Source organism: Oceanispirochaeta sp. M1 (genome assembly GCF_003346715.1).
In the GTDB taxonomy this organism is placed as follows: domain Bacteria; phylum Spirochaetota; class Spirochaetia; order DSM-2461; family DSM-2461; genus Oceanispirochaeta.
On sequence record NZ_QQPQ01000075.1, the window covers coordinates 1 to 11456 of the forward strand.

Here is an 11456-nt window from a genome sequence, read left to right on the forward strand (position 1 = left end):
GATAAAACTTGGTGACACAGGGGCAAACTAAGGTGCTGTTTATAGATTTAACATAAGAATATTCAGGAAAGGATTGTGGACCAAAAAAAGAGCTGCTGCAATTTTACTTTTGCAACAGCCCCTTTTTATTTACCATGAAGATACGCTGTGGAGACATCCACCAGTGCATCTCCCTTTAAAAAATTGCGTCCGATAAGGACAGGGAAAGCCATACGGCTTCTGTCGGCCAGTGTAAAAAGAGCATCCTTTCTGAGCTCCCCAATCTGTATATTAAGTTTTACAACAGGTCTGTAGACGGGGGTCTGACTGTTAGCCTGACGGACTGCAACCATTGATTCCAGAGGACATTCAAAAAACCTGTCAGTACCATCATGGTTAATATTGAAGCGGACCCAGTTTTCTCCGTTCTGTACAAAATGGACCACTCCCCGGGCATGGATGGATGAAGTTTCTGCACCTGTGTCGATCCTGGCTGTAAAAGATTCACCCAGGGAAGTAAACAGGGCCATCTCTTCACTACCAAGAATTAATTTATCCCCGAGGCTGTTTTGAGCCGAAATAGAACTCAAAACTATAATGAAAAATATAATGGGGAGAATGGATCGGTTACTTAAGAGTTTCATCTGTTCTATTCTAAAATATTCAGCAGTCCATAACAATATCAGGAACAGACTCAAGTTTCAGAATACGATCCATCTTCCGGCAGGGAGTTTTCCTTACCCTGAGAGAGAATTCCTCTACAAGACCTGAATAATCCCAGCATCCTGAATTAAGAGGATTATAGCGATTTGCGGTCAGGTCTTCAGAAGCATTCTTCTTGTAACAGTTAAGAACCAGCAGGACGATAAGGCTCATACCCCTGTCAATGATACTGCCTTTTCCACCTGTAAAACTCATGATCCCCAGAAAGCGGTCAAAAATCTCATCATCATCCAAAGGACTATGTCTGAAGAGATCCCGGCTCTCACCATAATAACTGAAAATAAAAATCGTAAGATTACAGAGACTGTCTCTCATGGGGCACTCAGTATTAGCAAGGAAAGGAAGAAGCCCTATCAGACGGGCTACGACACTTTTTCGTATGGATTTTTCATATCCTGTGTGAGAAGGAAGAGTCTCAAAAAACCTGTCGCACAGCTCCTTCCATAGAAGCTCTTCTTTCATATGGAAACTAAGATTCTGAGCCATGAATCCTCCGGGGAAATTCAAATATTATTTGATTATTCCCGGACTAACCGGTTAGTTGTAAATCAACCAAAAGGTTGATTTTTACTGTTCTAACCCCTAAATAGATTATTTAGCTACTTAAATATCTTCCTTAACATCTGAGGGAGCCGCCAATGGGGCCTGTCCCTTTTCAATCCTGAAAAAACTTACCAGACTGGCAAGGACATCGGCTTTCTGTATAAGATCGTTGGCCATTGAGGCAATCTCTGCTGATTTCTTGATGGCCGGGACAACATCGTGGCGAAGGGTTTTTCAAGTATTTCCACACTGTCATGTCCAGGTTTGGTGATCTGGGATACAGCAAGAGCGCCCATAACAGCCCCTAGAATAAAAAGACTTGTAACAACTAGGGAAAGGATTTTATATTTAATCTTGAACATGTAGATATCCTCATAAAAGAAAGTAATATTTATATATGCAGGCGTAATTGTAATATATGAAACTAATCAATGAGTCTGTAACCGCGTTACAGATTATAAAAAAGGAGATTTGAGAAGCAAATGAATTATAAAATTGATGTCCTGATTGATGAGAAAACACTGGCGAACAAGGTCAAAGAACTGGGTAAAGCCATCGAAAAAGACTACAGCAGTGAAGAAGAAGTTATCCTGGTGGGGCTGCTGAGAGGATCAACAGTATTTCTGGCAGACCTTGCCAGGCAGATTGATCTGGATGCTCGGATTGACTTCATGGTTGTCTCCAGCTATGGAAATTCAATGAACTCGTCCAGAGATGTTCAGATAAAAAAAGACCTGGAAGAAGATATTCGAGGGCGTCATGTCATTATTGTTGAAGATATTATCGATACGGGTTATACCCTGGAACGTGTAAAGGAATTCCTGGAACTGAGAGAGCCGGCTTCCCTTAAAATCTGTACCCTTCTGGATAAACCAGACCGACGGGAAGTAGAGGTGTATGTTGATTACGTAGGGTTTACCATCCCCGATGTTTTTGTAATCGGCTATGGAATTGACTATGCACAGAAACATAGAAATCTGCCCTATGTAGGTAAGGTTATTCCTCAGGACTGAGCTTTACAGGACTCCAGGGCAATGTGTTTCTTCCTTGAAGATTCCCTGTATTTTAAAAGAAAAGACTGGCTGAACTGGGGATCCTCGTTTATGATGGGGCCATCTGAGGTGCCCCTTGGGCTTCACAAACAAACCACCAGGACCATAAATCGGTCTTGGTAGAAGAGAGAGGTATTTATGCCTGCATTAAAGCAGAATTTAAAACTCATCCATGTATTCAGTATAGCCTCGGGGGCCATGATAAGCTCGGGAATTTTTATTCTGCCCGGTATTGCCTACAATATGACCGGTCCATCACTCTTCCTCTCTTACGTACTGGCCGGATTAGTTGCCATGATGGGTGCCCTCAGCATCATTGAACTGGCAACAGCCATGCCCCGTGCGGGGGGAGACTATTTTTTTATAGGAAGAACCTTCGGTCCCTTGGTTGGAACCGTTACAGGAACCCTCAGCTGGCTGGCACTTTCACTTAAAACTGCTTTTGCTATCTTCGGCCTGTCTGCAATAATCTATGCCCTCACCGGCTTTCCTTCATCATGGATTGCTCTTGTGCTGACAGTCGTTTTTGTACTTATCAATATTAAAGGTGTCAAAGAGACCGTTATGTTGGAAGTCATACTCGTAACCGGCCTGCTTCTGATAATGGTCTCTTTTATAATCGCTGGATTTCCCCATATCAGAACAGATCATTTTACACCTTTATTTTCTAACGGAATAAATGGATCTCTTTCTACCGCAGCCTTTGTATTTGTCTCTTTCGGGGGACTCCTGCAAGTCGCAACAATTGCGGAAGAGGTAAAGAATCCTCAGAAAAATATACAGAGAGGAACACTCCTTTCAATAATAGTTGTTACTCTTCTATACGGCGGAATCATTGTGGTGACCACAGGACTCCTTCCGGCTGACAGATTTTCCACATCCATGACTCCTGTTGCAGACGCAGCAGCCATTTTACTGGGACGGCCCGGTTTTATTATAATAAGTGTGGCTGCAGCTCTGGCATTCATTACGACTTCAATAGCTGGTCTCCTCTCAGCATCACGCTACCCCCTGGCTCTCTCCAGAGATAATCTGCTGCCTTCCTGGGTCGGCAAGGTTTCCCAGAAGTCAGGAGCTCCGATTCCGGCTATCATACTTACGGGAGTCGTCATCTCTCTTGCTCTGCAGCTGAATATCGACATACTGGTGAAATCCGCCTCTGCTGTAATCATGATGACCTATATCATGAGCAATATCGCCGTTATGGTACTCCGGCAGAGCGGGCTTTCTAATTACAAACCCCTCTACAAGGCACCCCTTTATCCCTTTCTGCAGATCATCTCCATACTGATCTACCTATTCCTTCTGGCAGATATGGGATGGAGTGCCATGGCGGGTGCAGGTATATTTATGGGCTTCAGTCTTCTCATTTATATTTTTTATGGTAGAAAAAGGGCCTCCCATGATTTTGCTCTGATACACCTTCTGAAAAATATTGTGGACAAAAGATGGCAGGAAGAGGGACTGGAAGAAGAGCTGATGGACATAGTTCATCACCGTGACCTGAATGACAACGTTCAGAAGGTGTTCACTTCAATGCACAGTTATGAACTGGATGAAGCTATGAGTTTTGAAAGACTCTTTGAAAGAATATCCTCCGATGCTCAGGCAATCGGTTTTAACAGGGATGAGGTTCTGAAAGGTCTGACTGATAGAGAAAAGAGCTTTTCCACAGCTCTGACACCTTTTACCGCCATTCCCCACATGGTGCTCAGGGAAGACGGCCCTCTGCAGATGCTGGTCTACAGAAACAGGAAAGGGATCTACTTCAATGATGAAAAACATTCAGTTCAATCTGTTTTTGCTCTCATTGGTACAGAAAGTCAAAGGAGTCATCACCTCTATACTCTGGCAGCCCTGGCCCGGATTATCAGCAGAGAGGACTTTGAAAAGAATTGGAATGAGAAAACAAACAATGAAAATCTAAAGCTTTGGCTCACACAAATGAGTCAAAAATCTAAATAATGAAAAAGAATTAAAAAAAGTAACAATTCCCTTCAGCTCTTCTGTTTAAGAATTAAACGATCAAAATGAAGAGGTGAACGGAGTGAACAGAAAAACAATATCCCTTTTAATATTGCTCTCCTTCAGTGTAGCCGTACTTTCGGCTCATGACGCTGTCCGATCTGCCGGTTTAATGACCTGGGAATGGGACAACGGTAAAGACAGCATTTCAGACCTGAGTGAAAATGATAAACATTTTTTCGGATTTCAGTCCGAATATATTCACTCACACCTTGGTTACGGTATGGACGCCCTGGTAAGTTTCTGGGACGATAGTATGGATCGCTCCATGTTGGACTGGCAGGGACAGCTGTTTATGCGCTATCATTTATTTGGTGAACGCACGTTCCTGGACCCCTTTGCTGAAGCGGGAATCGGACATGCCGGTACAGTCCGTATTTCAGACGGAGACGAGCTGCAGATGAGCCTGTATCCCTTTGTCTCGGCCGGACTAAACCTGGTGTTCTCTCAAGGATTTTATATTGGAAGCCGCTGGTCCTATAGAATGGATGAATGGGAAATCCCCGGAACTGAATATCCGACTCCCGAGCTGGGACGATTCCAGATGTCATTATCAGTAGGTGTATCCTACAGCAGTAACTGGTCACACAGAGACAATAGAGACAAGAATCACTATCATTACGATTGAGATAATGCAGAATTCCGGAGGGTGTTTTCCTGGCGATTAATATCGAAGAATTATACACAAAATATGGTCCCATGGTATTAAGACGCTGCAGGAGTCTTTTAAAGGATGAAGATTCGGCACTTGATGCCATGCAGGATGTATTTGTCAAAGTGATAAACAAGCAGGACAGTCTGAAAGAAAAATACCCTTCCAGCCTGCTCTACACCATCGCGACAAACCACTGCCTGAATTTAATCAGGAGGGAGAAAAAAATGACTACGGGTGATGAAATTCTGGACAGAATAGTAAGTGCAGAAATTCTTGAAGAGCAGGTCGTGAATAATATGTTTCTGGACCAGCTTTTCAGCAGCCAGAAGGCCTCCACCCGTACCATTGCGGTTCTTCATTACAGAGACGGACTGACACTGGAAGAGACTTCCGAGATGACTTCCATGTCTGTTTCAGGAGTAAGACGGAGATTGAGAAAACTGCGGGAAGCAGGATTTTCAATGGAAGGAAGACAACTATGAAAAAAAATAATTTAAAACTAGAACTGTATAAACTGGGCGAACTCCCCGGGGACTGGGCTCCTGAAGCTGATAAAGCCGACTGGGATAAAGCTGCAGCCGAACTTGAAACCTCAGACAAAGAGATCCTTGAAAAATATAAACCCGCTGATATGGCAGCCATGATCGCAAAAAAGGCGGCCCAGGCTGATAAAACCAATACAACTGTAATTGATTCAGAAAAATCTGAACGAATAATTCCCTTCAGCCGCAAATTCAATACCCGATACCTCATCCCCGCTGCTGCGGCAGCAGCTCTGATCCTTGCGGTTCTCCTTCCTATGACAATGAGAAACAGAGATGAGTCTCCATTGGAACTGACAAGAGTAAAAGGGGTTGAAGTTCCTCAACTTAAGGTCTACAGACAGAGCGGGAATGACTCTGAGGTCCTGAATAGCGACAGCATGGCCAGTAACTTTGATCTGCTGCAGCTGACCTACAGGGTGAGCGGGCCGACCTTCGGAATGATCATATCCGTAGATGGACGAGGTGTGGTAACAAAGCATTTCCCCGAAGATGGGGATCAGTCTCCCAGGCTGACCACAGGAGGCGAACAGTATCTGCCCTTTGCCTACGAACTGGACGATGCTCCTCTTTTTGAGACCTTTTATCTCATAACCTCGGACCGGCCGTTCTCAACAGAGGAAGTGATGGATCTGACAGCCTCTGCAGCAAGAGAGAGGGAAGCAATCCTTGATATCCCTCTGCTGTACAGGAAAAATGAAAAAGGATTTTCCGGAAAATTCGAACAATATGCTGTACCTATAAGGAAAGATGGTGAAAATGAATAAGATTAACAGAGGACTGTCTGCGGCAGTCCTGCTTTTCATAAGCATAAATGCCTTTGCAGCTCCCATGGAAGTAAAGCGCTTCGGAATCTTTATCGGTGCCAATGATGGTGGTAAAGGCAGACAGAGGCTCATGTATGCCGGTGATGATGCCCGGAAGATGTCTGAGACTATGATGGATGTGGGGGGAATCTCTGAAGACGACAGCATTCTTCTGCTCAACCCCTCAGCCGATGAAATAAGAACTGAACTTGAAAATGTCAGCAGCAAGATCAGCAGAGTGGGTACCTTCGCCAGACGAACCGAAGTGATGTTCTATTACTCCGGACATTCAGATGAAAACGGGATTCTCATACAAGAGGATCAGATACTCTATAAAGAGATCAGAGACCAGCTGGACAAGGCCGGTGCTGATGTAGTCATTGCGGTTTTAGACTCCTGCTCCTCAGGAGCCATAACACGTATGAAAGGCGGACAAAGACGCTCACCATTCCTGATTGATGACTCCTCCTCCATGGAGGGGCATGCTTTTCTCACATCGAGTTCCGAAGACGAATTGTCCCAGGAATCAGACAGGATCGGTGCCTCGTTCTTTACCCACTATCTTATTTCAGGACTCAGAGGCGCAGCCGACAGCACTGGTGACGGCCGGGTAACCTTAAATGAGATATACCAGCATACCTTTGATGAAACTCTGTCACAGACAGAATCTACAATTGGCGGCCCCCAGCATCCGGCCTATGAAATCCAACTCACAGGTACGGGAGATCTCGTTCTCACAGACCTGACAGTCCCTACTTCCGCACTACAGCTTTCAGGAGAACTGGAAGGCCGTTTTTCCGTAAGAAATGATGACAACAGACTGGTTGCCGAGTTCAGCAAACCCCTGGGTGACACCCTGAAACTGGCTCTCCCCGCAGGAAGCTATACCATAAGAATGTCTGAGAAAAGAACTGAGTACGATATTCAGCAGGAAGAGATAATGACTGCAGTAGTCAGTCTCAACAGAAATACACAGCTCTATCTGACCATGAGGGATTTCAGCTCAGGCAGCACCGAATCAACACGTTACCGGGGTGACGAGCAGCCCGAAGAGAATGATGACAGAATAGGTAAATTTGTATTCTCCCCTGTACCGGGAATAAATATTCCACTTCTGGAACCCGATGATAAAGTCCACATCCAGGGCGGACTGATCGGTGCTATCGCTCCCGAAGTGGAGGGGCTTCAGGTGTCAACCATCTTCAATATAGTGGAGGGTGACACTCTTGGTGTCCAGGCCTCAGGTATCTTCAATATTACAGAAGGAAATATGGACGGTCTGCAGTTTGGCTACTACGGTTTCAATATGACCCATAGAAACCTGAGAGGAGTTCAGGCATCCGCAATATTCAATATGGTGGAAGGCACATCTCAGGGAGTGCAGGCTGCTGCCATCTTCAATATGGCCGATGAAACGATGCAGGGTATCCAGGGTGCCGGTATCTTCAATATGACCGATGGTGCCATGCAGGGTATACAGGGTGCAGGGATCTTCAATATGGCCGGCATGCCCTCAGCAGGGATTCAGGGAGCAGGGATTTTCAACATGGCCGAAGAGATCCATGGGATACAGGGTGCAGGGATCTTCAACTACGCCTCCTATATGAAGGGAGTACAGGCCTCGCTGGTCAATGTGGCAGGATCAATGTATGGACTGCAGATCGGTCTGATCAACATCTCCAGAGAGATCCATGGTATGCCCATCGGTCTGATCAATATTTCACGGAACGGCGTAGTAGATGTGGGTACCTGGTATGAATACAGTGATGCCTACCGACTCTACTTAAGCTTTCAATCGGGAACCAATTTCCTGTTTACACTGTTCTACTGGGGTAATTCGGTGGATGGATTCTTTAAGAAGCCCGATAATATGGCCTGGGGTATGCACATAGGAAGCCGGATTCCACTGGGATTCCTTGAGTTTGATATAGATGCAGGTCTTAAACAGAGCTATAAAGACACACAAAGGTATGATACTGGTGATTTTACAGCAGTTCCTTCTACAAGAGCGATTGTAGCAATTAAAAGGATTGGAATTTACTGGGGTGTCACAATGGACTTCAGTTACCCGGGACATAACGATTCATCCCTCTACAGTGGAAAGTCCTTTGATATAGGCTCCAGTGGAGATTCAAAGGGATACTATAAATACGTATTCGGAATCAGAATCTGAGTCTCTAACTCAATAGAATTGCCCGGTTTAAAAAAGCCGGGTATTTTTTTTGACAGCTGATGCTATAATGTGCCAATACAATATTATTGGAGAATCTTTCCATCAGAAAAACAAGCCCCTTCTACTCTATTCTTCTCTGCCTCATTTTTCTCAGCAACCCTCTGCAGGCTCTGAACACACAGCTTGGTATTCGCGGTTTTTTGAGTGGAGGATATCCTTCGGGCAAGGGACTCTGGGACTGGACAGATACTCATTCCACGGGGACCCTGGAATGGGGTATCGGCGGAGGGGGAGGACTGGTTTCCCGCTTACAGCTCAATGACCGATTTTACCTTGAAGGCGGAATAAATTATGTCTATATCAGAGCAGGTCAGACTCTGGATGTCACAAGCTATACCTTCACTCAGATGTCCATTGAGTTTCCTTTGATATTTAAATCAAGGCTCCCTTTTGAGAAGAGTGAATGGTATCTGGGAGCAGGACCCAATCTGATAATCCTCCCTTTTGAAGCATTGAGAAACAACAGGACTGCAACACCTGATAAATCCATAATGATGGCCCTTCAGGTCGGACTCGATTACAAGGTGATGGAAAAAGAAAAATCAGACATCCTTCTCTCCGCTAATTTCATTCACCCTGTAACCTCCCCTGCCTATGAATGGGAAGAGGAAAGCAGTGGCAGTGTCCGTATCAACAGACTTGAGCTCTGTGTGACCTGGCTCCTGAATATTGGAAGGCGGGAATTATGAGAAAAAGTTGTTCCCTTTTCATACTGACTTTAATAATGGGTCCTGCCCTCTTCGCGTCCCCCTTTCATATCGGAATTGAAGGGACTTTCGGAACTTCCATTGGAACTGGTAAGGGAAACTGGGACTGGACTGATCCGGCTCTGGGTATTCAGAGATCTGCTCCTCCAAATATGGGTGCTGCTTTAATGATTCTTTATGATCTCAGTCCGGTTTTCCAGCTGGAAACAGGAGCCGGTTATTACTGGAATAAGTGCACCGTGGCCAATGGGGATGAAGTATGGACATACAAACAGGAGAGCCTGGAATTCCCACTGGCTATCCGGCTTTTTTTCAATAGAGACAGCAGAGGTCTCTACGCCAAAGGCGGTACGGCGCTTATACTCCTGACTGGAAAATCTTCCTATAGAAATGAGAATAGTGGAGAAGATCAATTCATCTCAGATGTCCCTGAAAACAAGGCCCATGCAGGACTGCAGATCGGGATAGGTTACCAGAGAGAATTAAAAAAAATGCTGTGGGAACTGGAGGCAAAATATATAACATTTTACAGTTCTCCTGATTACAAGCGCAGTGACGGCAGCACCGCCGATACAAGATTCCATCGGATGGCACTAAACTTTGGACTCTTTTTTTAATAAGAATGCCGGATCAGGATTTCCGCCAGCGTGTACTCATCCTGCAGACTTCTTTTCCATCCTGAACTTTGACAAAAGAGTGCAAACCTTTTTCTCCATCCATAAATGATTTGATACAGATATCATCACCCAGGCGGGACTCCCCCGTAAAGGCAATATTCAGATCAATAAGTTCTGAATCCTTACTGTAAGCAGGGTCCAGGTAGGTCATCAGCCAGATAAGATAGCGAATATTATTCACATGCTGGTTATAATCAAGGTCGGAAGGACTGACCGGAAAAACTATTTCCTCCTGATTAAAACTCTCTGCTGCAGGAATACGACCCAACACAGGATCTTCAATGGCATGACGCTCAGCATCATAAGGCATGATACCACCCACAAAATCCATCTTGACCGGCCGTCTTGTTTTTATATCCAGTAGAGCCCAGACACTGCTGCCCCTTGCGAGAATATTTCCGGAATTGTCCTTCATAAGAAAATCTCTGAAGGCCTTGAATCCCTTTAGGGTCCGGGGCCAGGTCTCTATCTGAAGCTCTTCAGGCCAGGAAGGATAGGAATCAAACTTAACAGACATCCCCGAAAGAACCCAGGTCATCCCGTATTTATTGATAATTTCCGGAACTCCCATCCCATAGGGAATGCACTGACGTCCCGCAACTTCCTGAAAATAATCAAGAACCGCCGCAGGGCTGAGTTTTAAAGAGGTGTCACATTCACTGCTTCTGATTTTAAAGGATTGAGAATAGTACATGAAAAGCTCCGATTATGTGGATATTGATTCAGTAATATCACAGTCCTTTAGAAGAAACAAGAACGCATTATTTCAATTTGACTTCCTGGTAGTATTCCCTGTTTTAAGCAGACTGCCTGAGCCCTTTTGAGAAGTATTGCTGTTAAAAAAACTCTCTGCCGGAATCTCCAGAACAATACGGTTCCTCACATCCCCTTCCCTAACAAGAAAATGAACCCGGGCAATAAAATTCTCAGTAGCCCTATCCCAGTTATTCAGGTACAGCTGAGTGTAAACTGTCTCTCCCGGAGCTATAATAATGTCATTATAACTGAGGCTGAAGCTACCGTAGATATCAGGAAGGCCGTTTTCATTCAATTGGCTTCCCCCGATGGGCCGCACGAAATGCGGCTCACCTGTGAACGTCCCCGGCTTATATGCTCTATCGGTATTTCGATTCAGATCCTTTCTATATCCGATAATAGAACTCCGAGGCAGGATAACTGCAATCTGATCCTGAGTTCCGTTATTGGTCATTGAAAACTCTACGATACCACGGCTCACACCTGTAACTGACAGAAAAACACCCTCTATATCAGATCCTTCCACCCAGTCAAATGACTGATCGTATGTCTTACAGCCTGCGACAGCAAGGATGACTGCAAGAACAGCTAAAAATCGTTTAAATATCTTCATGAAAAAAACTATAATCCATCACAGCTGTCCAAGATAATTTGAAAGGGGTTTTATAAAAGCCGATCTCCGTTTATTCTTAAGTCGACTAAAACAATACAACAAAAGGAAATCGGCTATGAGTCATCATACTACAACGTTTGGACAG

At 44.8% G+C, this 11456-nt stretch carries 12 protein-coding genes; 8 read left to right on the forward strand and 4 right to left on the reverse strand.

The window, feature by feature from the left end:
- Window positions 1-125 precede the first annotated feature (125 nt).
- Window positions 126-623: a RimK/LysX family protein gene (locus tag DV872_RS24935; RefSeq protein WP_147283268.1), complete on the reverse strand. Its 498-nt coding sequence runs from the start codon at window positions 621-623 to the stop codon at window positions 126-128.
- Window positions 624-642: 19 nt separating this feature from the next.
- Window positions 643-1188: a hypothetical protein gene (locus tag DV872_RS24940; RefSeq protein WP_114632691.1), complete on the reverse strand. Its 546-nt coding sequence runs from the start codon at window positions 1186-1188 to the stop codon at window positions 643-645.
- 539 nt (window positions 1189-1727) lie between these two features.
- Between DV872_RS24940 and hpt the strand changes: the two genes are divergently transcribed.
- The 8 genes from hpt (at window position 1728) to DV872_RS24980 (ending at window position 9882) form a co-directional block, all read left to right on the forward strand.
- Window positions 1728-2258: a hypoxanthine phosphoribosyltransferase gene (gene hpt, locus DV872_RS24945; RefSeq protein WP_114632692.1), complete on the forward strand. Its 531-nt coding sequence runs from the start codon at window positions 1728-1730 to the stop codon at window positions 2256-2258.
- Window positions 2259-2435: 177 nt separating this feature from the next.
- On the forward strand, window positions 2436-4262 hold the full coding sequence (locus DV872_RS24950; RefSeq protein WP_114632693.1) for an amino acid permease: 1827 nt from the start codon (window positions 2436-2438) through the stop codon (window positions 4260-4262).
- A gap of 82 nt (window positions 4263-4344) precedes the next feature.
- Window positions 4345-4950, forward strand: a complete 606-nt coding sequence (locus DV872_RS24955; RefSeq protein WP_147283269.1) for a hypothetical protein — start codon at window positions 4345-4347, stop codon at window positions 4948-4950.
- 41 nt (window positions 4951-4991) lie between these two features.
- Complete coding sequence (locus tag DV872_RS24960; RefSeq protein ID WP_255566882.1) at window positions 4992-5459, forward strand: RNA polymerase sigma factor; 468 nt, start codon at window positions 4992-4994, stop codon at window positions 5457-5459.
- Window positions 5456-6286, forward strand: a complete 831-nt coding sequence (locus DV872_RS24965) for a hypothetical protein (protein WP_114632696.1) — start codon at window positions 5456-5458, stop codon at window positions 6284-6286. The genes DV872_RS24960 and DV872_RS24965 overlap by 4 nt, the downstream gene beginning before the upstream one ends.
- Window positions 6279-8498, forward strand: a complete 2220-nt coding sequence (locus DV872_RS24970; protein ID WP_158547177.1) for an LA_2272 family surface repeat-containing protein — start codon at window positions 6279-6281, stop codon at window positions 8496-8498. The genes DV872_RS24965 and DV872_RS24970 overlap by 8 nt, the downstream gene beginning before the upstream one ends.
- A gap of 86 nt (window positions 8499-8584) precedes the next feature.
- The gene (locus DV872_RS24975; protein ID WP_114632698.1) at window positions 8585-9247 is read left to right on the forward strand and encodes a hypothetical protein; all 663 of its coding nucleotides are present in this window, start codon (window positions 8585-8587) and stop codon (window positions 9245-9247) included.
- Window positions 9244-9882 (forward strand): outer membrane beta-barrel protein, encoded by a 639-nt coding sequence (locus tag DV872_RS24980; RefSeq protein ID WP_114632699.1) that lies wholly within the window; start codon window positions 9244-9246, stop codon window positions 9880-9882. The genes DV872_RS24975 and DV872_RS24980 overlap by 4 nt, the downstream gene beginning before the upstream one ends.
- 13 nt (window positions 9883-9895) lie before the next feature.
- Here the strand turns inward: DV872_RS24980 and DV872_RS24985 are convergent, their stop codons facing one another.
- The gene (locus DV872_RS24985; protein WP_114632700.1) at window positions 9896-10636 is read right to left on the reverse strand and encodes an acyl-[acyl-carrier-protein] thioesterase; all 741 of its coding nucleotides are present in this window, start codon (window positions 10634-10636) and stop codon (window positions 9896-9898) included.
- Between the two features lie 72 nt (window positions 10637-10708).
- Entirely contained in the window at window positions 10709-11311 is a 603-nt protein-coding gene (locus DV872_RS24990; protein ID WP_114632701.1) for a hypothetical protein, read from the reverse strand.
- Window positions 11312-11456 lie beyond the last annotated feature (145 nt).

Coding starts and splice junctions, on each gene's coding strand:
- DV872_RS24940 (WP_114632691.1), bottom strand. CDS start 1,188: ATGGCTCAGAATCTTAGTTTCCATATGAAAGAAGAGCTTCTATGGAAG.
- DV872_RS24985 (WP_114632700.1), bottom strand. CDS start 10,636: ATGTACTATTCTCAATCCTTTAAAATCAGAAGCAGTGAATGTGACACC.
- DV872_RS24980 (WP_114632699.1), top strand. CDS start 9,244: ATGAGAAAAAGTTGTTCCCTTTTCATACTGACTTTAATAATGGGTCCT.
- DV872_RS24990 (WP_114632701.1), bottom strand. CDS start 11,311: ATGAAGATATTTAAACGATTTTTAGCTGTTCTTGCAGTCATCCTTGCT.
- hpt (WP_114632692.1), top strand. CDS start 1,728: ATGAATTATAAAATTGATGTCCTGATTGATGAGAAAACACTGGCGAAC.
- DV872_RS24965 (WP_114632696.1), top strand. CDS start 5,456: ATGAAAAAAAATAATTTAAAACTAGAACTGTATAAACTGGGCGAACTC.
- DV872_RS24935 (WP_147283268.1), bottom strand. CDS start 623: ATGAAACTCTTAAGTAACCGATCCATTCTCCCCATTATATTTTTCATT.
- DV872_RS24970 (WP_158547177.1), top strand. CDS start 6,279: ATGAATAAGATTAACAGAGGACTGTCTGCGGCAGTCCTGCTTTTCATA.
- DV872_RS24950 (WP_114632693.1), top strand. CDS start 2,436: ATGCCTGCATTAAAGCAGAATTTAAAACTCATCCATGTATTCAGTATA.